The 21,918-nt window shown below is 42.3% G+C and carries 23 protein-coding genes; 9 read left to right on the top strand and 14 right to left on the bottom strand.

What is annotated here, in order from left to right:
• Window positions 1-37 precede the first annotated feature (37 nt).
• Both BO225_RS10385 and bsh read left to right on the top strand, forming a co-directional pair.
• A complete protein-coding gene (locus BO225_RS10385) occupies window positions 38-2,014 on the top strand; it encodes an LCP family glycopolymer transferase (RefSeq protein WP_076342149.1) in 1,977 nt (658 codons plus the stop codon).
• Window positions 2,015-2,143: 129 nt separating this feature from the next.
• On the top strand, window positions 2,144-3,124 hold the full coding sequence (gene bsh, locus BO225_RS10380) for a choloylglycine hydrolase (protein ID WP_076342148.1): 981 nt from the start codon (window positions 2,144-2,146) through the stop codon (window positions 3,122-3,124).
• 44 nt (window positions 3,125-3,168) lie between these two features.
• Here bsh and BO225_RS10375 read toward each other — a convergent pair whose 3' ends face one another.
• The 3 genes from BO225_RS10375 to BO225_RS10365 form a co-directional block, all read right to left on the bottom strand.
• Window positions 3,169-4,338, bottom strand: coding sequence for a hypothetical protein (locus BO225_RS10375; RefSeq protein ID WP_076342147.1), 1,170 nt, complete (start codon window positions 4,336-4,338; stop codon window positions 3,169-3,171).
• 45 nt (window positions 4,339-4,383) lie between these two features.
• Window positions 4,384-5,049 (bottom strand): hypothetical protein, encoded by a 666-nt coding sequence (locus tag BO225_RS10370; RefSeq protein ID WP_076342146.1) that lies wholly within the window; start codon window positions 5,047-5,049, stop codon window positions 4,384-4,386.
• Window positions 5,050-5,232: 183 nt separating this feature from the next.
• The gene (locus BO225_RS10365; protein ID WP_076342145.1) at window positions 5,233-6,675 is read right to left on the bottom strand and encodes an ATP-binding protein; all 1,443 of its coding nucleotides are present in this window, start codon (window positions 6,673-6,675) and stop codon (window positions 5,233-5,235) included.
• 161 nt (window positions 6,676-6,836) lie between these two features.
• Here BO225_RS10365 and BO225_RS10360 point away from each other — a divergent pair, with 161 nt between their 5' ends.
• The gene (locus BO225_RS10360) at window positions 6,837-7,727 is read left to right on the top strand and encodes a class I SAM-dependent methyltransferase (RefSeq protein WP_076342144.1); all 891 of its coding nucleotides are present in this window, start codon (window positions 6,837-6,839) and stop codon (window positions 7,725-7,727) included.
• Between the two features lie 174 nt (window positions 7,728-7,901).
• On the opposite strand, the gene BO225_RS10355 is transcribed toward BO225_RS10360, so the two are convergent.
• Both BO225_RS10355 and BO225_RS10350 read right to left on the bottom strand, forming a co-directional pair.
• Window positions 7,902-8,507: a pyridoxamine 5'-phosphate oxidase family protein gene (locus BO225_RS10355; protein ID WP_158023838.1), complete on the bottom strand. Its 606-nt coding sequence runs from the start codon at window positions 8,505-8,507 to the stop codon at window positions 7,902-7,904.
• Complete coding sequence (locus BO225_RS10350) at window positions 8,494-8,838, bottom strand: TfoX/Sxy family protein (protein WP_076342143.1); 345 nt, start codon at window positions 8,836-8,838, stop codon at window positions 8,494-8,496. Before BO225_RS10350 ends, BO225_RS10355 begins: the two co-directional genes overlap by 14 nt.
• Window positions 8,839-8,955: 117 nt before the next feature.
• On the opposite strand from BO225_RS10350, the gene BO225_RS10345 reads away from it, so the two are divergent.
• Together BO225_RS10345 and BO225_RS10340 are read left to right on the top strand one after the other, a co-directional pair.
• Window positions 8,956-9,396, top strand: coding sequence for a MarR family winged helix-turn-helix transcriptional regulator (locus BO225_RS10345; RefSeq protein WP_076342142.1), 441 nt, complete (start codon window positions 8,956-8,958; stop codon window positions 9,394-9,396).
• Window positions 9,393-10,661: an iron-containing alcohol dehydrogenase gene (locus BO225_RS10340; RefSeq protein ID WP_076342141.1), complete on the top strand. Its 1,269-nt coding sequence runs from the start codon at window positions 9,393-9,395 to the stop codon at window positions 10,659-10,661. Before BO225_RS10345 ends, BO225_RS10340 begins: the two co-directional genes overlap by 4 nt.
• A 113-nt stretch (window positions 10,662-10,774) precedes the next feature.
• Here the strand turns inward: BO225_RS10340 and BO225_RS10335 are convergent, their stop codons facing one another.
• The 6 genes from BO225_RS10335 to BO225_RS10310 all read right to left on the bottom strand — a co-directional run bounded on the left by BO225_RS10335 (window position 10,775) and on the right by BO225_RS10310 (window position 13,437).
• Window positions 10,775-10,978 carry a hypothetical protein gene (locus tag BO225_RS10335; RefSeq protein WP_076342140.1) on the bottom strand — a complete coding sequence of 68 codons (204 nt, stop codon included), beginning with the start codon at window positions 10,976-10,978 and terminating at the stop codon, window positions 10,775-10,777.
• Between the two features lie 4 nt (window positions 10,979-10,982).
• Complete coding sequence (locus BO225_RS10330) at window positions 10,983-12,107, bottom strand: M56 family metallopeptidase (RefSeq protein WP_076342139.1); 1,125 nt, start codon at window positions 12,105-12,107, stop codon at window positions 10,983-10,985.
• Window positions 12,104-12,478, bottom strand: a complete 375-nt coding sequence (locus BO225_RS10325) for a BlaI/MecI/CopY family transcriptional regulator (protein WP_076342138.1) — start codon at window positions 12,476-12,478, stop codon at window positions 12,104-12,106. Before BO225_RS10325 ends, BO225_RS10330 begins: the two co-directional genes overlap by 4 nt.
• 94 nt (window positions 12,479-12,572) lie before the next feature.
• Window positions 12,573-12,899, bottom strand: coding sequence for a hypothetical protein (locus BO225_RS10320; RefSeq protein ID WP_076342137.1), 327 nt, complete (start codon window positions 12,897-12,899; stop codon window positions 12,573-12,575).
• Window positions 12,900-12,913: 14 nt separating this feature from the next.
• Window positions 12,914-13,177, bottom strand: coding sequence for a hypothetical protein (locus tag BO225_RS10315; protein ID WP_076342136.1), 264 nt, complete (start codon window positions 13,175-13,177; stop codon window positions 12,914-12,916).
• On the bottom strand, window positions 13,174-13,437 hold the full coding sequence (locus BO225_RS10310; RefSeq protein WP_076342135.1) for a hypothetical protein: 264 nt from the start codon (window positions 13,435-13,437) through the stop codon (window positions 13,174-13,176). The genes BO225_RS10315 and BO225_RS10310 overlap by 4 nt, the downstream gene beginning before the upstream one ends.
• A 290-nt stretch (window positions 13,438-13,727) precedes the next feature.
• Between BO225_RS10310 and BO225_RS10305 the strand changes: the two genes are divergently transcribed.
• The 4 genes from BO225_RS10305 (at window position 13,728) to BO225_RS10290 (ending at window position 18,065) form a co-directional block, all read left to right on the top strand.
• Window positions 13,728-14,432: a response regulator transcription factor gene (locus tag BO225_RS10305; RefSeq protein ID WP_076342134.1), complete on the top strand. Its 705-nt coding sequence runs from the start codon at window positions 13,728-13,730 to the stop codon at window positions 14,430-14,432.
• Window positions 14,422-15,849, top strand: a complete 1,428-nt coding sequence (locus BO225_RS10300; RefSeq protein ID WP_076342133.1) for a sensor histidine kinase — start codon at window positions 14,422-14,424, stop codon at window positions 15,847-15,849. Before BO225_RS10305 ends, BO225_RS10300 begins: the two co-directional genes overlap by 11 nt.
• A gap of 103 nt (window positions 15,850-15,952) precedes the next feature.
• On the top strand, window positions 15,953-16,849 hold the full coding sequence (locus BO225_RS10295; protein ID WP_076342132.1) for an ABC transporter ATP-binding protein: 897 nt from the start codon (window positions 15,953-15,955) through the stop codon (window positions 16,847-16,849).
• A complete protein-coding gene (locus BO225_RS10290) occupies window positions 16,839-18,065 on the top strand; it encodes an ABC transporter permease subunit (protein WP_198936132.1) in 1,227 nt (408 codons plus the stop codon). Before BO225_RS10295 ends, BO225_RS10290 begins: the two co-directional genes overlap by 11 nt.
• Before the next feature lie 93 nt (window positions 18,066-18,158).
• Here the strand turns inward: BO225_RS10290 and BO225_RS10285 are convergent, their stop codons facing one another.
• The 3 genes from BO225_RS10285 to BO225_RS10275 form a co-directional block, all read right to left on the bottom strand.
• Window positions 18,159-19,070: a diacylglycerol/lipid kinase family protein gene (locus BO225_RS10285; protein ID WP_158023837.1), complete on the bottom strand. Its 912-nt coding sequence runs from the start codon at window positions 19,068-19,070 to the stop codon at window positions 18,159-18,161.
• An 82-nt stretch (window positions 19,071-19,152) separates the two neighbouring features.
• Window positions 19,153-20,568: a glucuronate isomerase gene (gene uxaC, locus BO225_RS10280; RefSeq protein WP_076342129.1), complete on the bottom strand. Its 1,416-nt coding sequence runs from the start codon at window positions 20,566-20,568 to the stop codon at window positions 19,153-19,155.
• Between the two features lie 31 nt (window positions 20,569-20,599).
• Window positions 20,600-21,918 (bottom strand): TRAP transporter large permease (locus BO225_RS10275; protein WP_233120327.1); only part of this gene is annotated, 1,319 nt, incomplete at its 5' end.

The raw sequence follows: 21,918 nt of genomic DNA, 5'->3' as shown, positions 1-21,918 counted from the left end.
TCTCTAACAAAAATGCTACTATACTTTTGGTGATGTTATGAAGAAAGTAGACCTTAAGAAGAAGAAAAAAATAACGCTTCAAGAAGATAAAAATAAACAGAAAGCGCCTAAAAAACAAGCTTCCAATTCGAAGTTGTTCGATTGGATCTTGTGGTCTTGCGTGTTCGCGCTTTCGATCGGCTTGATCTTTTTGATCTATCAGCTGCATATGCTCGATATTCGATTTATGCTGGCGGCTGGGACGATTTTATTGCTGTTGGACGTGTTGTTTTTTGTGCTTTTAAAAAAGCGAAAGAAAAAAAGCTGGCGTTCCACGCTTTATAAAGTCGTGATGGTCGTTTTGGTCGCTCTCTATGGTTTTGGCGACTATACGCTGATCAATACGTATCGGGCGTTCAACGATATCACGCGCGGAACACAAAGCACGATCCATGTTTCGCTGCTCGTTAAAACAGATTCGCCGATCCATTCGATCGAAGAGCTGGCCAATAAAAAGATCGGGTATTCGAACAATATGGATTCTAGAAGTTCGAGCGTAGCGATGGCGCAGATCAATACGGAAGTCGCGCCGATCGAATATGTGGATCTCAACGACTATCAGCAGCTGTATGATCGATTGATGAATGGCGAGATCGACGCGCTGATCATTCCAAGCAATCGGATCATGATGCTCAAAGAACGATACAAATCGATTCAATCCGATACTCGTCAGCTTCAGGAGTTTAGCGACACGCGGAAGATCGATCTTTCGAAAGTTCCGGAGATCGATATTTCCAAAGAACCCTTTGTCGTCTATTTGTCGGGGATCGACGAGGGAGAGGATCCGGATCTCGATGCGAGAAGCGATGTCAATATTCTGGTGATGGTCGATCCAAAAAACAATCAAATGACCACGGTGTCGATTCCTCGGGATAGTTATATGCCAAATCCTGCCATGGCGAATGGATCGGATAAGCTGACCCATCTTGGCAACGATGGAGTGCTTAACAGTATGGAGGGGATCGAAGAAGCGTTCGGGATCGAGATCGACTATTATGCGAAAATGAATTTCCAATCGCTCATTCATATTGTCGATGCTTTAGGGGGTGTCAAAGTCGATGTCAAGATCGATTTTAGCGAACAGGACGAAAATCGAAGTTTCAAGAAACAAGACAAGATCTATTTGAAAAAAGGCGTCCAAACTCTCAATGGAAAAGAAGCGCTCGCCTATTCTCGTCATCGCAAGACGGAAGGCTATGGAAATACGGGTCGTGAAAATGCCCAGCAGCAGATCATTCACGCGATCATGGATAAGCTCACAAGTCCAGAAGGGATCGCCCACATCAACGGAGTCATGAATGTGGCGGCCAAATATGTGTCGACCAACATTCCTTTAAGCTCTCTGCAAGCTTTTATTTCAAAGCAGCTGAGCGATATCAAGCCTTGGAGCGTGGATTCTTTGACGCTCAAAGGAGGGGTGGATGCGACGTTGACGACGGTTTCGATGCCAAGTCTTCCAGTAAGCTGTTATTTGTTGTCGAATGGAGATCTCTCCAAAGTGTATAATGCCTATCAGAGGATGTTCTATACGCCTAATCTTAAAAAGTTTGGTTTCAACTTATCGAAAGATCCACATTCTCTCATTGCGTATAAAGATCCGCAAGCGCGCAGCGAATATATGATCACGAGCGAAGACGCTGGTCGTCTTGATCCTTACAATGTATATTATGGGATCGATCGCGTCGATTCTTCCAACGCTTCGGTTTCACAAAACCGCGCGGAGAGCGAGCAGATCGAAGTGATCGCGCCAAGTCAAGTCGAGCAGCCTGTTTATACACCATCTCTTCCGCAAGAAGAAGAGAGTGGAAATCAAGAGCCTAGTCAAGGAGAGGATGCGCCAAGTCAAGAAGAGACGCCAGGCCAACCGGAACCAGATACGCCGCAAGAACCTGCTCCGGAGGTTCCAGAAGAGTCTGTGCCAGAACAAACACCAACAGAACAGCCGACGACTCCTGAGCAGGGTGAAGTTCAATAAAGACCAAAACGATAGAAAGAGCAGTTTCTTTCTATCGTTTTTTATTCTCTGTTTTAATATTATGAGCTTGTTAATACATTTCATTATAACGATGGCATATAATTGATTTATAGTTAAAGGAGAAAATTTATGTGTACTTCTGTACTCTACAACAAAGAAGGGCTCGCTTATTTTGGGCGAAACTTAGATCTTCAGTTCGCTATGGGCAACTGTGTATCCGTCACGCCAAGAAATTATCCATTTGAATTCAAAGAAACGGATGCGATCAAAAGTCATGCGGCGATGGTCGGGATGGCGATCATCGCGGATGGTTTTCCATTGTATTTTGAAAGGGTCAACGAGTTTGGCGTAGGTGTGACTGGACTCAACTTTTCTGGATTCTGCGAATATAATTCAGAACATGTGGAAGGAAAGGTCAATCTTGGTTCGTTCGAGTTGGTTCCTTATCTTCTCAGTTCGCCGAAATCGGTCGCGGATATCAAGAAATTGGCTGCCAATATCAACATTCGGGCGATCAATGTTTCTGACAAATATCAGGCAAGTCCGCTCCATTGGTTATGCGCGGATAAAGATTCGACAGTCGTGATCGAACAAACAAAAGATGGTCTTCATATTTATGATAATCCAGTAAATGTTTTGACCAACCAGCCAGAATTCCCAAGCCAATACTACAATTTCTGCAACTATCAAGGATTAACGGCGAAGTATCCAAACAATCGGATCGCGCCAGCAGAAAATTTGGAGATTTATGGAACTGGCATGGGTTCGAATGGTCTTCCTGGCGGTTTGAGTTCTGTCGAGCGTTTTGTTCGGGCTGATTTCACGGTCGCCAATTCGATGAGCAAGAAGACGGATGAAGATTGCTTGAGTCAATATTTCCATATTATGCAGTCGGTCGGACAAGCGAATGGTTGCGATCAAACTTCGGATGGTCTTTATGAGATCACGCAGTATACGTCGGGCGCGAATCTAGAAACAATGGATTTCTATTGGACGACGTACGCGAATCAGAGGATCAATGGACTGCATACGAAATCGCTTGATCTAGATGGTGAGGCGCTCATCAATTATACGGTTTCGCAAAAACAAGATGTCAACTTTGTTCAATAAGAAAAAGCAGGCAGAGTCCTGCTTTTTCTATAGTTCTCTTTTCTTTAGTTTTGAAATCCGCTTTTATAAATGCATTCTTTTAAGTATGGGACTTCTTTTTCATCGGCGCAAATATCGTGGAAATAGAGGAACTGTTCATCGTGTCTAAGCATCGCTTCAATCACATAGTAGCCATCTTCCATCCAGTCGTCGATCCATACGATATTATCATGGATCTGCAAAGGCTCTTGTTCTTGGAGATGTTCCATATTAGTGATTATGTCTGGTTTCTTGCTTGCTTGAATGAGCCAGCTCCATTGTCCTTCTTCTATGTAGGGAGCCATCAAATTCATCGATTCGTTGATTGGATCATAGCTTCTTTCGGCAGCGCCTGGGGCGACGACTTTCGCGTCCTGGAAGAGGTGATATACTTCTTCGGTGCGATATTGAATGGCGGGTTTGTCGAGGCCTTTGGCTTCTTTGAGCTTGTCTTCTCTTCCTAATCGGTCGATCAATTCTTTATATTCGATGAGCGGAAGCAAGATCGATGGATCTTTTTCATAGGCGATTTCTAGATAATCGCATACTTCGTTCGCGACTTTTTCTGTTTGTTCGTTCATGTTCGTATACATGCCGACTCCTTCTTTGGCAAGAAGCGTCAAGGCGACGTTTTTATAGAACTGGGCGTCGCGGTCCCAATCGTTCCAAACATAGAAGGCGTCCATAAGGTCGTGTAGATCCTTCTTCAACAACTCGTCTTGGCTCATTTCTCCAATAGGTGTCAATATGGTGTTTTCTTTTTCGATCGGCAAAAAATACGTTTCATCATAGAGATAGTTTTTTTTGCGGAATTCTGGATCGGTCAATAATAGATTGCGTAAATAGTCGAGTTCGTTTTCATACACGTGATGGAGTCGATGAAAATCTTCATCGTTGGCGTACTCAAGGTCGTCGATGAGCTCATATTCGCCTGGCACTTCTTCTTCGATATCTTTGAAAATATCGACCACAAAGGCGTGGAATCCAGCGCCCGCGTGACGAGTATTGGCGCTTAAGACCATTGTTTCATCTTGTTCGGTAACGATGATCTTTCCTTGCGGGCAAGCTAGGATCTCGACTTGGTTTCCACGGTCTTCGATCTGGATCCCTTCTCGTTGGCAGATCGCGCCTAGCACTTCGTATAATTCGTTCATTTCTTTTTCGTTGCGGTCTTTACAGATCAGTTGTACAAACATTTTGATTCCTCCAAAAAAAGACACCAAAGTGTCTTTGTGTTTTCTTTATTCGACTTGGATCACTCTGTATACGTTTTTTGCTTCACCCGCTTCTTTGCCGCTTGTGACATCGCTTTTAGAAACGTAATGAATGTCCTGCATCTTGATTATTGAACATTTAGCGCTCGTTTTAAAGTCGGACGCCTCTTGTCCCTTTTTATACGTGATCTTGGCATCCATCGTAAATCCAGGATAATCTTGGTCCATATAGGAAATCGTGGCGGGCTGGATGTTTTCGCATTCAATGTTCGTCACTTCCGGTAGAGCCGAGCTGCCTTGGTTGGTCAAAAGATCAGCGTAGGCGTCATAATAATAATATTTGGCGTATTCTTCAAAATCGGAAACGCTGCTCGATGGAATATAATCGAGTCCGCCAATATCGCCATCGCTCGTTTTGTTGCTGAGGGTCAAAAAGTCGGCTAAAAACGCTTTCAATACGGCCTCGGCTTGTCCTTGTTCGTCAAGGCCTTGGCTACTAAGGGCGTTGTAGGTCGACGCAATATAAGGCGTTGGATCTTTGGGTTCCCAATAAAGATCGTTTGGCTTCAGTGTGGAAGCTGTATTGTCTTGTTGTACTTTGGCTTCTTCGACGGTCGTGATCTTTGGCATGGAGCATGCCGAAAGCAGGATCATCAAGCTGAAGCAAAGAAGCTTCGTCATTTGCTTTTTCATGGAGATTTCACCTCCATCGAATTATAGCATGAATCGATAAGCGGAACAAAATGTCTGCTAAAGTCTTCGATCTTCTTTTTGAAACGATTGAACATCGATATTTCGGCATGGCTTTTTGTCGTGTGTTCGATTTCATAGAGCGCTTGTTGAAGGAAATGGAAGCCGGCTGCGTTAGCTGGTTTTTCATTCTATTCTCACCATTTCTTGATTGGTTCGGAAGTATTTCGCTCTACCGAGTTTGCTGCTGTGCAAATAGTTTTGCTTTTCTAGATTCTCTATGACATTTTTTCTAAAATAGGTTGAGTCGCTTACGCCAAGATATTCAGCGATCTCTGAAATTTTATGCGCTCTGTAATAACAGAATTCAAGCACTTTTTGATCATACTTCGTTCCATTTTCTACAGGAATAAAGGATAGCCGTGGCGTAGAGCCGTTTTCCACACCATCCAAATATGTAAGATCTGGAAGAACGATCGTAAAATGATTCGAAGAAGAAAAAATATAAGGTCGATGTTTTTTGTTTACATCTCGATATTCTAAAACAATTTTGTCAAAACCCGTTCCTGCCGCTTCCATCACATTACACATTACTAATACTGCAGCGATCAACTCGTTTCTTCTTTTCGAAATGATCGAAGAAAGGTCGTAAGTTTTGGATAATTGTTCTCCTTGAAAAAAGCTTCCGGGCGAAGAAATTTCTAATCGATCCTTAAATAGATCGACTTGGATCTGGGTCCCGTCTAAATAGTAATCACGATGTGCAACCGCGTTGATGATGGCCTCAAATAATGCTCTTGCTGGAAAAGAATCAATGTTTTTCCGATATCCTTCCTTCTTGATCATCGAATGATTCATTCTTTGTTCTACAAACTCCAAAATAAAATGAATCGAATCGATCACGTTCCCATAAAAACGATTGACAGTTACGATGCGGTCGCTTCCTTTGCTGAAGCCAGAAAACATAGAACATTGAACCGCTGTTTTTTCTCCATGATAGGAATCGGAGAAAAGAATGGCTCCATTGGCTAAATGACCTTGCTCATCAAAAAATCCCATAGAACGAAGCGCTTTTTCGGGAAGTTCTTTCCCGGAATTATTTCGAGCATAAAAAGAGTGAAGCACTTTGAAATCTTCTGGATCATATTGAGTTTCAGAAAACTGAATATCGTATTGTGTATTTTTACTTTTGATGCTCATTTCGATGATTTCTTCGTAAGAGGCTCCGTTGGTAAAACCATCTCTGCGCATAAAAATTGATGGGATTCCTTTATATTTGCAGATTACAGGTTTGATTTTCGATTCTGCGACCTTGATACAGATGACAAACCGTTCTTTTTCTTTTATTTTATAGGAAAGAAAAGAAATAGACATTTGTGGTCTAGGGACAATGTGGTCATTGACCATATTATTGAAGTAGTTTCTTTCATTGTCAGCTTCCTTTCGATCAAAACCAATGAGTTTATTCGTCTTGTCCTCTACTCCAATATAAAAACGGCCGCCTTGAGCGTTAGAAAAGCCACCTATCGTTTTTAGCCAACCAAGCACATCTTCTCGATTAAGTCGGCTTTTATATTCAACTTCAATATCTTCCAATAAGATCGTATCCACCAATTCTTCTAAATACATCGGATGACCCCCTTTTTTATTCACTTCAATATAACTTCAATATAACTTCAAAGTCAACTTCAATATAACTTCAATATAACTTCAATGAATATACGCAAAAAAGTCCAAAAAAGACCGTTCTATAAAATCTCTGCTATAATGGATGAAAAGGAGTCGATACAATGAATCAAATCGCGAAAGACTGGATCGATTATGAAGTGCTCGATACGGGAAATCGGGAAAAACTAGAACGATGGAACGATGTGATCTTACGAAGACCAGATCCTGTCGCAATATGGCCGATCGAAAACGATACCCAATGGAACAAGGCGGACGCCTTCTATCATCGCTCCAATCAAGGCGGCGGACACTGGGAATATAAAAAACCACTCAAAGAGTTCTGGACGATCCAATACAAAGATCTTCGATTCAAGATCTCCCCGACAGGCTTCAAGCATACTGGCCTGTTTCCTGAACAAGCCAGCAACTGGGATTTCATGATGAAGACGATCGCGCAAGCAAAAGCAGAAGGAAAAAAAGACATCAAGATCCTCAATCTGTTCGCCTATACAGGCGGTGCCACGATGGCTTGTTCGAAAGCAGGCGCTGAAGAAGTCGTGCATGTGGACGCCAGCAAAGGCATCAACGAATGGGCGAAAGAAAATATGCGCCTCAATCATCTCGAAGATCATAAGATCCGCTTTATCGTGGATGATGTCATGAAATTCATCCAACGAGAAATACGAAGAGGACGCAAATACGATGGAATCGTCATGGATCCCCCAAGCTATGGACGCGGGCCCAAAAACGAAGTTTGGAAGCTCGAAAACTCCCTATACGAACTCGTGCACGAGGCAAGCAAACTATTGAGCGACGATCCTCTCTTTTTGATCGTCAACTGCTATACAACCGGTTTTTCTTTATGCACTCTCGATGAAGTCATGAAACGCGCGATCATTCAGCCAGGAACGATCGAAGTCGGCGAAAACCTGCTTCCAGTCACCAATCAAAACGGCATCCTTCCTTGCGGCATTTTCGGCAGATGGACTCCAAAAAAAATAAAAAACGCATAGAGCATTTCGCTGTATTCAATAAAAGGAATGTGGTTTAATACAAGTGAGCTGAAAGAGCTCACTTCATAATCAAATTCCCTTTCTTAAAACTTTCTTGGAAAAAGGCCCGCAAGGGCCTTTTTTCTGTTCTTTGATCATTCGAAATATCGAAAAGAAAACCGGAGAGAATCGATCTCATCCGGTCTTTTTCTGCCGCGCTTTAGCGGCAACGATCAAATCCTTGATGTCAAAAGATGTCGTGTCTTCCTCCATTTCGTACACGTCGACAAACGGCACATCTTCGATCGTGCGCAGCGGAAACTCCGACTTGGCACTCACGTCATTCCAGTCGCATTCGATCTTGCCAATATACAGGTTTGGCATGACCTTCCGACTTTCCAACGGCGTTATCGGCCGTCCATTGCACAAATACAACAAATCGTATCCTCGCTTGAAAGTTTCCAGATCTTCATTCGCATCGACTAGTTTTAGTCTTCCTTTAGCGATGACACTGCGATAGTCGTGTCGATGTCCTTTATAAGGCCGGTCTGGAAAATCATTAAAGGCGCTGAATTCCAGACAGACGCGCGCATCTTTTTGCAACAAATTGATCTTTTTGCCTATCTTCATGCAATGAATATATACAAAAAGCTTATCATTCTTGATTTCAAAACCATAGTTGAGCGGCACGACGTACGGATAGCCATCCTCGTCGTTCATCGCGATATTCACATGATGAAAATGCTTCAGCATTTCCTCAATCAATACCGGATCAAACACTTCCCTTTCAAAATGGATCATTTTTTTCTCCGTTCTTTTTCCTTGATTTCTTTTCTGGTAAGTCGTTCCACATGCCCGCAAGCAAATTCTCGATGAGCACCTTGTTGTCAAAATCGTCAAAAACATGCATCAATTGTTTCGAACCTTCATACGGATAACTAAGCGGTCCGCCTTGGAGCAATGCATCCGATGTCGGTGTACGTTTGAGCAAACATTGTCCGTCACACAAGTCGCTGATGAGCTTGTCGTTATAATAAACACAATACTCCCCCATCATCGCCCGGACCCGGATCGTTCCCGCAATAGAAAACGCTTCGATCACACTTTCGCAAAATTCTTGGGAAGTCGCCATACCTTCTCCCTCTCTTTCTATTTTTATTGTATCAAACTCGCCTTCTTGCATTGCGAAGAAAAACAAAAAGGCGTATGATGCCAATGTTGATAAGTCAACAAGTGTAGGAGGACCTATATGATCACTCGATTTGAACGTTTCACTTTGATCCTTTTCGAAATCATGAAGTACTGGAACAAGATCGCCAGCGAAATCATGAAAGATGAACAGCTCAAAGGCACACATGCCTTATATATTATCACGCTCTATCGCTTTCCTGAAGGACTTAGCGCCGCTAGGCTCACAGACATCTGCCAAAAAGACAAAGCCGAGATCTCACGCTCGCTAGCCACCCTTGAAACCAAAGGCTTTGTATGCAAAGACGGACACTATAACGCGAAAGTGCAGCTAACCAAAAGCGGAGAAGCGCTAGCGTGCCACCTTAACGAGATCGCCAATACAGCCGTCCAACAAGCCAGCCAATCTCTAAGTAAAGAAGAGCGAGAAATCATGTATAAATGTTTAAGCTCTATCGCCGAAAATCTACGCACCATCAGCAAGGAGGACCTCACCCGATGAACCCGATCAAAAAAGGAGCCTGCCGACTCGTTCAACACGCTTTCCATATCGCCATACCGTTTTTACCCTACCACGATCCTGTTTGCTTTTCTTGCCTCGAAGAAGCTCGTCCGCTCTTTAGAACTTGGGAGAATAAGACCGTTCTTGTCGTGACCGATCCCTTTTTAGCAAAAACTTTTATGATCGCCACGCTCATCGACACCTTGTTTATCGAAAACGTATCGTGCGTCTTATACGATAAGACCCAAGCCAATCCGAAAGTTGACGATGTCGAAGCTGCGCTCGAACTGTACCATCAGTACAACTGTTCGGCCATCATCGCTCTAGACGGCGGATCGAGCATCGACTGCGCCAAAGCGATCGGTGCACGCGCAGCCTTTCCTAACAAACCATTATCCAAATTGAAAGGATTGCTAAAAGTTTATAAGCCCATTCCACCACTCGTCGCCATTCCAACAACGGCCGGGACAGGAAGCGAAGTGACTCTGGCCGCCGTTATCACCGACGAAAAGACCCACCACAAATACACGATCAATTCATTTACCCTCATTCCAAAATACGCCATTTTAGATGCCGAATTCACCCGGACATTACCGCCTTCCTTGAGCGCGACGACAGGGATGGATGCCTTATGCCATGCCGTAGAAGCATACATTGGCCACTCCAACACAAAAAAGACACGCCAATACGCCAAAGAAGCCGTACGCCTCATCGTTCAAAATATTGAACGCGTATACGAGGATGGAAACGATATGGAAGCAAGAAGCAACATGCTTCACGCCTCGTTTCTTGCCGGTAAAGCGTTTACCCGCGCCTATGTCGGCTACATTCATGCGATCGCCCACGCTTTGGGTGGTCAATACAACATTCCCCATGGACTTGCCAACGCCATCATCATGCCTTATATGCTCGAAGCGTATGGCCAAGCTGTCCATAAACCTCTTCATGAGCTTGCGATTTGCGCGGGATTAAGCACTCCATTGGAAAGCGACGCGCTTGGTGCAGAAAAATTCGTACAAGCCATCCGTTCGCTCAATGCCATGATGAACATTCCTTGTGAAATCGAACAGATCCAAGAAACAGACATTCCGACAATGGCTAAACACGCCTCTAAGGAAGCCAATCCCCTATATCCTGTTCCTGTTTTGATGGATCAAGGCGAGCTGGAAGCGATGTTTTATCGACTGAAAAACTTGGAAGTCCGTCAAAAAGAACTGATCCAGAAATATGTATTTTCTACATATCGCTCCCATCCTTCGATCTAACGTTCTTTTCAACCTCAACAGGCGACAAGTCATTACTCGAAAAAAAGCGTAGGTTTCATTTACGAAATCCTACGCTTTTTTGCAGCTCTGTAGGAAGTTCGATTTATCCAAACTCAGCTAACCTGGATCCAAGGACCTTCCCAACACTCTTTTGTGAGATTGTATTTTCGAATATAAGTATGCCCGTTTTCTACTTTTGTTTTCCAAACATATTGGTCAGCATGCGGTTCGATCAGCGGCAAATTTCTCAATGGTTCCATTGAAACAGCAGGTCCAAACATAGACCCAAATAAAAATAAACATAAAATTGATTTCATTGATTTAACTCTCTTTCTTGATTTCCAAATTCGGAAAAATAGTAGTCACTAATTCTTCAGAAGGAAAATTTATCGATTCTCCATTATATAAATAGCACTCTACGCTGCCATCCTCCTGAATTTCTCCATGAGTAAAATCTTCTTCCCCATAAGTGCCTTCAAATTGTTTTAGAGTGTATTCGCTAAGTGAATAATCGGGTTCGATCACGAAGCAGAAACCAGAAAGCACAAGAACTCCCATCAGTATGCAAAACACCACATTTAAATATCCTTTTCGTTTCTCATCCAGGATATAGCTTAACCTTTTGCCCATCATCCATCCGCCTAATGTGGAAAAAGTCGCTAAATTCAGATTTTGGTTCAAACCTAGCTTTTGGGTTTCCACTTCCTCAATTAAAAATCGAGCGTATTGAATTCCTTCTATTTCAGTTTTAAATTCCAGCACTTTCTGATCGACTCGAATTTCCTGAAATAGGGAAAGCAACTTGCGAAAAATATAGACCGGCACGAACCACCACAATAAAATAGTGGTCAAACGGTATCCAAGATTTTTCCAAAGATCTTTATTATAGATATGCGTACTTTCATGGTGCAGGATCCAGCGAAGCTTTTCCTGATCATACTCTTTTTCTGGCAAGAAAATGGCCGCCTCTTTCAAACCGGCGGAAAAAGGCGAACAGACATATCTGGACTTAAACACCTTTAAATCTCTTTTCGCAGAGTTCCACGCACTATTTTTCAAAAGAATGGACTGTACGGCGTTTTCTTTGATCCGTTCTAGCTGCCTGTATCCTTTCCACCATTGCGATATCGTGATGATCAAAAAAAGAATAGATCCAATCATCCAGATCAACAAAAACATGTCGATCAAGTTATATCCAAAAAAGATGTCGTTTTTAATAAAGTCATGCAGATCCGGGACAAAGAATGTCATCGATATCGTTTTGGCAAAAAACAATTCTCCCGGAATCATAAAGCGAACGATGATCAATAAAGAGAAAAACACCAAAATTTTCGGATGGATCACAGAATACAAAGCTTTTGTATTGAGCAAAAACAGAAAAACAATGGATAATATCATTCCAGCAGTAAAGGCGTATAAGCAGGACGACAAAGAAAACAACATCATTTCTTTCCTCCAAGCTTCTCTTCTCTTTTCTCGATCATTGCCTTCAGTTGTTCAAGGTCCTTTAGCGAAGGGATAGACTCGATCAATTTTTCGGCAATCGGAATGATTTGGGTCGTTTCGATCTGCCTGATCGCATATTCCGTTTCATTGATACAAGGAACAAAAGTACGAGTTTTCGTCACTCCATCACTTTCCGTATCCACAGGCTTTATATAGCCATGTTTTTTTAAATCTCTCAATACAACCCGCATAGTATTAGGATTATATTCAGGCAATAAACGAGATAAACTGATAAATCCTAAAGGTTCCGAATGATCCCAAAATTGCCGCATGATTTCCTCTTCTTTTTTTGTAAGTATTGTTTTCTTCATTTTATCTCTCCTATTTCAACAATACTAAACGGCTAATTTCATTTGCAAGAAATAATATAAAAATTATTTTTAATTCGATAAAGTATTAGAAGATCTAGTGTTTTTCTTTCCATTTCTGATAAAGAAAATAAAGCAGGATCACGCCAAGCTGCAGCACATAAGTCATTGGACTAAGCTTGATAAACAACAAATTAAACAGATCATAAATGATCAGTGTAAGAGCAACGACCAGCAACGATCGATCCTTTTTATCCTTTGCCTTATTGTATTTGAGCAGGATAGGAACAGGGAAAATATAAACGGCAAAACCGATAAAATTATATAGAAAATACATCGTTTTGCTTAACTGCGCTTCATCGATTGCTCCAGGATTGCAGAAGTTCACTAACATTATGCCAAGCAATAAAAATAGAATACTCATATCTTTCAACCTTTCTACAAGTTTTCATATTGTCCATTTTTTGTTTTGATTTGCGGGATACACAACAAGAACAAACCAGTCAGGATCCAATCTAGTTCAATCAATCCTCCATCCAGCAAAGAATTTCCAGCCGCAATACGCATGAGGATCCCTAAAACCAACGCAACGATTTGGGTCGCAAAAATACAATAAGCTGTTTTGCGGATGAGATCTTGCGTGTTCCCTTGTTCTTTTTTCCAGCTTTTTAGAATATAATATCCTATATAATAGGAAATCATTTCAATATCATCACCACACTTAAACCAAGATAGACGATGATCAACCAAATATGATTCATGCTTAATAGATTTCCAATCATTTGTTGATCCATCGCCGTATCAAGCAAACCTTGCTCGCTTAGAAATTGGAACAGATTCGGCTGAAAAATCAAACTGATCCCAACCATGAGCATCATTAGGGCTCCGATTCCATTGATAGCAGCCCCAATCAAAGAAACGAAACCAGCAATACTGTATAATGACTTTTTCTCCTGCTTCATCTTTCATTCTCCTTTCACGAATAATGAGATCTCTATTTAATATAATAATTTAATTATTATTTTTAACAGAATACAAGTTTCTCCTTTCTCTTAGCACCAAAATTTGAGAACATCGATCTATAAAGCGGAACAGGTCTATTGTTTTCTTTACGCAACTCCCATATACTCTGCTTGTTCAGCCATCTTTTTGGATCATTTGTACACTTAATTATTAATGAATCAAATCTATCAATAGAAATCGTTTCTGTTCTGATAAACTTATAAAACATCGTGAAAGGAGAATTTGAAAGATGAATCAATACAAAATTATGATCGTCGATGATGAACCCGATATTTTAAAATTGCTCGAAAAAGCTCTGACCTTAGAGAACTTGAATGGCATTATTAAAATCGATCGTGGAATCGAAGCGATAAATATGTGCAAGAAAATCAAACCAGATCTAATCATTTTAGATATCATGCTCCCCGATCTTGATGGCTATGAAGTATGTAAACAAATCAGACAGTTTTCGCACTGTCCAATTCTCTTTCTTTCCTCTAAGAATGATGAATTCGATAAAATACTCGGGTTAGCCGTAGGCGGCGATGATTATGTGACAAAGCCTTTCAGTCCCAAAGAAGTTGCTTATCGTGTGAAAGCGCAATTACGCCGAACAGCCTACCAAAAGAACGATCTTGTTCGTGAACCTATAAAAATTGGCGCCTTAACACTTGACATCGATGGATGCCAAGTCACAAAAGAAGGAAAAGAGATGAAACTAACTGCCAAAGAATTCGAGATCTTGCAGTACTTAGCCGAAAATAAAGGGCGCGTTATAAGCCGAGAGCGCCTATATGAAGCCCTATGGCATGAGGATAGTATCGGTTGTGATAATACGATTATGGTCCATATCCGACATCTTCGCCAAAAATTAGAAAGCGATCCTACCGCGCCTCAATACATCATCACGATCAAAGGCTTAGGATATAAATTGGTCGATCCATATGAAAAGTAAAAAAGCATTCGATCCGTTTTTCAGAATGGTTCTGCTTTTGCTGCTCGTCGTTTTGATCATAATCACAAGCTCGATCGGTTTGTTCTACTATATGTTTTCAATTCCGGAACCAGAAGGAATCAGCTTGGCTTCTTGGCCACAAAAATTTACGGATAGTTTTGTCGCTTGGACGACCTACGACAATGGAGAACTATCGATCGATGAAATCGGATTGAAGCGATTGGATACGTATGGATTGTGGATTCAATTTATCGACGAATCCGGACAAGAAATATTTTCTTACAATAAACCAGCGCGTTATCCCGCGAAATATTCCGCTTCAAAACTCCTTTCACTCAAATCCAGCCATTATGAACACGGGTATACTCTTTTTTCCAACAGCATAGACGATTCGGCAGAAACTTGCAGCTACATCATTGGCTTTCCATATGATATAGGCAAATATATCCTCTACTACAACGGCGATCGAGTGGAAAGGCTCTCCCCCATCGCAAGAGTGATTATTTTTTCTACTCTAGGAATCCTGATCCTTTCTGTACTGGCTTATGGTTTTTGGCTTTCCCGAAAATTATCAAAAATGACAGACGGTATCCGGAATATCCCTCTTCGATCCTATGAAGCGTTACAAGAGAAAGGAATGTTCAGCGAAATCTACGCCGCTTTGAATCAAACAGACCGTGAAATTCGCCATGCCGATCAGATAAATAAAGAAACAGAACGAGTGCGCAAAGAATGGATAGCCAATATCACACACGATCTAAAAACACCCCTTTCTCCAATCAAAGGGTATGCTGAACTGCTTGCCGATAGTTCTGAAAAAGACAAACAAACGATCCAGGAATATGGTTCAATCATCTTAAAAAATGTCTGTTATACTGAAAATCTAATCAACGATTTAAAACTAACGTATCAGCTAGACTCCAAATCCCTACCCTATCATCCTCAAAAAATCCGCATTTCACGCTTTGTCAAAGAATGCGTGATCGACATGATCAACGACCCTGCCTTTTCAGATCGCAATCTTGCGTTTGAAAGCCATGTGCCAGACTTATATGCCAATATTGATCCTGCTCTTTTTCGGCGAGCTATTACCAATCTTATATCAAACGCTCTCATCCATAATCCGCCAGAAACAAAGATAAGCGTTACACTCGATACGAACAAAAACAACAGGATCCTGCTATCGATCCGCGATAATGGAAATGGACTGAGCGAGATTGAACGATCAAAACTATTTGATCGCTATTACAGAGGAACGAACACTAAAGAAAAACCAGAAGGAAGCGGATTAGGACTCGCTATAGCCAATCAAATTATTCTGCTTCACGAAGGAAAGATCATCGTTGAAAGCAAGCTAGACATTGGAACAGAATTTATGATAGATCTTCCTGCAAAAAACAAAACGAGCGAAAATTAAGATTAAATTAAGATCTATAAAAGCTCAACCTAAGATAGGTGGTTCATGCTATTGGCATAGGCCACCTTATTTTTTATGCCTAAATCAATCAGGAGGATTTTATATGCATCTACAACTACAAAACTTAAGCAAGCAATACGGAACAAAATGGGCAGTCAATCATGTCAATGCCGATCTAGCTCCAGGTGTCTATGGATTGCTCGGAGCCAATGGCGCAGGCAAAACAACACTGATGCGAATGATTTGCGGCGTATTGAAACCAACGTCCGGTTACATTCGTTTGAACGGAAAAACCATTGAGGAATTAGGAGAAAAATACTACTCCCAACTCGGGTATATGCCCCAAGACTTCGGCTTTTATCCCGACTTTACAGCCCGCGAATTTATGCTTTATATGGCAGCTGTTAAAGGACTGGATCCTCAAACAGCAAAATATAGAACCGATCAGCTGCTCCATACTGTCAACCTGCACAAAGTAGCCAATAAAAAAATCAAGTCCTTTTCTGGAGGAATGAAGCAAAGGTTAGGAATCGCACAAGCTGAACTGAATGATCCATCCATATTGATATTGGATGAACCAACGGCTGGCCTTGACCCAAAAGAAAGAGTGCGCTTCCGCAATCTGATCTCCAACTTCGCAAAAGAGAAAATCGTCATTCTATCCACCCACATCGTATCGGATGTTTCTTATATTGCCGACTCCATTTTAATGATGAAAAACGGACAATTTCTGCTTAGCGCGCCTATGGAAACTGTAACCGATGTGATCAAAGGAAAAGTATGGGAATTTCTAATCGACCAGAGAAAAGTCGCAGAATACAGTCAACAATTTTCTGTTGTCAATCTACACCACGAAAACAACAAAGTTAGGCTACGAATCATCAGCGATCGCGCACCTACAGCGGAAGCCATCAATGTTGAGCCGAGTTTAGAAGATTTATTCTTATACCATTTTGGAGAAGATGCGCTAAGCCAAAGGAGCCATGAATATGTTGATTAAATACGAATTTTTAAAAATAGTCCGAAAAAAATCGACCTTGATCGTTATGGGAATCAGTCTTCTTTTGACTGCGTTTCTGTTCGGACTGCCTATCCTGCAATTTCAGACCTACAATCAAGAAGGGGCAATCAAAGGATTTGAAGGCATTGCCTATGAAAAAGAACAATATAAAGAGCAATCTGTTCCTCTCACCAATGAATTTGTTGAAAAAAACATCGCACAATACCAAACGCTCTTTGAGAACCCAGCCAATGTGGGATATGATGGCAATGAGAAATTTTTGATCGGTGACGTGTATTGGAATTATGTCGCTCCCCGTGAAAAACTGCTGAGTATCATTGCTTCCATCTATGATTCTCCCAATGAGAATTCCGGTCTAAACAAGCTGCCCGAATTAGATTTGACAAAGAGCGCCCAATTTGATCAAACAAGAAACGAAAAGATCGAAGCGCTTTTGAACATGCCATCAAGAAATATGTCAACCAAACAAAAAGAATACTGGAGCCACATGAACAGCCAGGTCAAGACCCCTTTACAATATGGATATCACGAAGGTTGGGAAGTGATCCTATCCAACTTTGAACTGCTCATATTCGCTATATTGGCGATCTGTATCGTGATTGCGCCCGTCTTTTCGGGAGAATATCAAGCAGGAACGGATGCAGTGATCTTATCGAGCAAATATGGAAAAACCAAATTGGGAACCGCCAAAATCATCGCGTCTCTATTGTTTGGCATTCTTGCCTTCACGCTTCACATCATAGTCGCCTTTGGCTTGCCTCTAGCAGCCTTTGGGGTCGACGGATGGAACTTACCTTTACAAATCGCCGATCCGATTATCCCTTATCCATATTCATTCCTGCAAGCAACCCTGATCAATCTTGGCGTGATCTATTTGGTACTGATTGCTATGATCAGCCTTACATTGCTTTTATCGGCTAAAATGAAAAACCCTTACCTCGTTTTGATCGTGCTTGTACCGATCCTCTTTATTCCACTCTTCCTCTCGCCTAACGGAACCACGGGAGCCTATAATTTAACTTTGTTCTTGTTGCCTTACCGTTCAACAATGCCAGAAATCGGTAAATATATTTCGTATCCAATAGGCGACATGGTTTTTGACGTGCTATCTATAAGAGCGATCCTGTATATTATCCTTTCAAGCGTAATCATGCTGCTTGCTCGATTTACATTTATGAAACACCAAGTCGCATGAGACATAAGCTAAAACACAAAACAAAAAAAGAGAAGAAAACGCCCAATCGCGAAATCTTCTCTTTTTGTTCTCTTTTTTACTTTTATGATTCTTTTATTCCTCTTCCTTTGGGAGCACGACCTTGAGCTGCTGCTCGACGACCTGGATCTTGGCATGTGGAACCTCCCCACCATATTCCCCATCCAGCGTCCAAGCGATCGATTCCCCATCAAACTCGAACCAAGGAGACTGCACAGGAACGATCAAAGGATTGTTTTCAATATCGCTCTTGGCGATACTGGCGATAATCGAATTAAGCTCGCTCAAATTCATCGGCTGCCGGATAAAAACCCCCTCCAACAAGCCATCTTTCAAATCGTAGCGACCTTTTGTAAACGCGTCCATCCCCCCAACATAACGAGAACTCGAAATTTGACCATATAAAAAATTTCCTTCGATCATCCCGCCCTCGTATTCGATCCGCGTAGAAACACAATTGTTTTCCCAATGCGTAAAGTCCACGACCTCCAAAGCATGCAGTACATAAGCCAACGTCCCCAGCTTCCGCTTCTTTGTTTGCGGCGTATCATACGCAGTCGAAGTCGCGAAACCAAAAGCCGCTACATACGAAAAATATGTGTCATTGAACAGCCCCGCGTCGATCTGGTCGATCATTCCATCGCTTGCGATCATCGTCGCCGCTTCCACATCGTTTTTTGGAATATTGTGCGTATTGGCAAAATCATTCACTGTTCCCGAAGGAATATAGGCCAAAGGCGCCTTGGATCGCGATTGAAACCAACCATTGACCGCTTCATGGAACATCCCATCTCCTCCGCAGACTACGATTCGATCAAATTCGCATCCGACCTTCTCGATCCACTCCATACCATCATTTTCCCTTTTGGTCGCGTATACCTCGACACGATAATTCGCATTCGAAAATATCTCGATGACCTTCGCCAACTGAGCGCGAATGCGGCCATCCCCCGATTTTGGGTTATAGACAAGAAGAAGTTTTTCCATAAACATAATTATATAGAAAAAAACGAAACAAAAAAAGAAGGAAACAACGAGAAGCGTTTCCTTCAAAATCAAATAATAATTCTTACTTTTGTTCGAGATCAAAATTGAAATAACGAACCGCGTTATTGTAGGAGATCCCTTTTACGATTGGCGCAAGAAGTTCAGGATCGTTCGGGAATTCCCCATTTTCGACCCAGCCACCAATCAAGTTGCACATGATACGCCGGAAATACTCATGACGCGGGTAAGACAAGAAGCTTCTCGAATCCGTAAGCATTCCCACAAAGTTTCCAAGAAGACCAAGATTCGCCAACGAAGTCATTTGTTTTTGCATGCCCGTCTTCGTGTCGTTGAACCACCAAGCAGATCCTTGCTGGATCTTACCGATCGCGTCGCTATCTTGGAAACATCCAATGATCGTGCCGATCAATTCATCATCTCCAGGATTCAAAGAATAAATGATCGTCCTAGGAAGACCGCCATCCATATTTACCGCATTCAAGAAATCCGCCAATTGAGAACCAGGCGCCTCATTCGAAATGCAGTCAAACCCAGTATCTGGACCTAGCTTCTCGAACATTTTCGTATTGTTGTCGCGCTTGCAGCCATAATGAAGCTGCATCACCCAATCATGCTTTTTATTTTGTTTCGCCAAGAACAACATGATCGCCGTCTTGAACTTTGTCACTTCCTCATTCGTGAGCGTTTCCCCGTTTTTCTTCTTTGCGAAAATCGCTTCTATCTCATCATCGCTTGCAGGAACGTACATGACATAATCCAATCCATGGTCAGCGACCGTGCAGCCATTTTCCGCAAAGAAATCCATACGATTCGCAAGCGCCTTCTTCAAATCCTCGAACGATTCGATCTGCATTCCGCTCGCCTTTTCAAGCTTCGCGATATACTCCATATAATCCGGCTTGTTGATATTGACCGCCTTATCTGGGCGCCAAGCAGGAAGCACCTGCACATCAAAAGAATCATCTTCTTTGATCAATTTGTGCCATTTCAAATCATCGATCGGATCATCCGTCGTACAGATCAAAGTCACATTCGACTTTTTGATCAAGTTGCGCACGCTCATATCTTCTTGCTGAAGCATAGCGTTCGCCTTGTCCCAGATCTCTTTTGCGGTTTTACGACTCAATACCGTATCGATTCCAAAGAAGCGTTGAAGCTCCAAGTGCGACCAATGGAACAAAGGGTTTCCGATCGCCTTTTCAAGCGTTTCGGCATATTTTTCAAATTTTTCCCAATCCGAAGCGTCCCCTGTAATGTAGTATTCATCAATTCCATTCGAACGCATCTGACGCCACTTGTAATGATCGCCGCCAAGCCAAACTTGCGCAATATTATCAAACTTACGATCTTCATAGATCTCTTGAGGATCGATATGACAATGATAGTCAAGAACAGGAACTTGACTCGCGTAGTTATGAAACAAGTCCTTCGCGCACTCTGTTTCAAGAAGGAAGTTTTCATCCATAAACTTTTTCATGATTTTCTCCTTTAATTTTCTATCAACTCAATCACATAACACCAAGAACAGTTGGCAGCCATAAGCTTAACTGCGGAATATACGTCACCAGCATCAGCACCACGAAGATCGCTCCAAAATAGTAAAGCAACTGCTTGATCACCGATTCGATCGATACTTTACCAACCTTGACACCAACAAAGAGCGTCGTGCCCACTGGCGGGGTGATCGTACCAATACACAAGTTGAAGATCAACATGATCCCAAAATGGATCACATCCATACCGAGCGCCTGACACACAGGAAGGAAGATCGGCGTGAAGATCAAGCAAGCCGGCGTCATATCCATGAACGTACCTACGACCAACAAGATCACATTGATCAACAATAAAATGACATACTTATTATCCGTTAAGCCAAGCATCGCTTCGCTGACAAGCTGCGGAATGCCTGTGAAAGCCATGACCCAAGACATGATCGAAGAAACACCAATCAAGAAGATGATGATCCCCGTCATTTGCGCGCTCTCCTTAAAAATACCTGGCAAATCTTTCCATTTGATCGATTTATACCCAAACAACGAAAGCAAGAGCGAATAGACGACCGCCACGACAGAGCCTTCCGTCGCCGTGAAGACACCACCAATGATTCCCCCGATCACGATCACGATCAAAAGAAGACAAGGAAGAGCTTGCAAGAACACGTTCCACTTCTCTTTCCCGCTCATTTGAACATTCGAATAAAATTTATTTTTACGAGCCAAGATATAGACGACCGCCATACAAGACAGACCCCAAAGGATCCCTGGAATATATCCAGCCATGAATAGAGCCGAAACCGAAGCCCCACCAGAAACCAAAGCGTAAGTGATCATTACATTCGATGGCGGGATCAAAAGACCCGTAGGCGCGGTCGCGATATTGACAGCCGCCGAAAAATTCGGATCATAACCATCCTCCAATTCAACAGGCCCGATGATCGAACCCATCGCCGAAGCCGCCGCCGTTCCCGAACCAGAAATCGAACCAAACAACATGTTCGCCAATACGTTCGTCTGCGCCAAAGAACCAGGCATCTTTCCCGTCAAGATCTTCGCTAAGTTGATCAAACGGATCGCGATACCACCACGATTCATGATATTCCCCGCCAAAATAAAGAACGGGATCGCCAACAACGAGAAGACCGAAATGCCTGAGAAGATACGCTGACTCGCTGTCAATACCGCCACATCAAATGGCATGATTGGCAAGATCGCGCACACCGAAGAGATCCCCAACGCGATCGCGATCGGAACGCCCATCAAAAGCATGATGACAAGAAGGACTAAAATGATCAATCCTGAAAGCAACGAAATACTCATATCAATACACA

Origin of the sequence: Dubosiella newyorkensis, from assembly GCF_001945605.1 — a bacterium.
Lineage (GTDB): Bacteria > Bacillota_I > Bacilli_A > Erysipelotrichales > Erysipelotrichaceae > Dubosiella > Dubosiella newyorkensis.
Note: the sequence above shows the minus strand (reverse complement) of the source record. Positions and strands in the feature narration are given on the sequence as shown.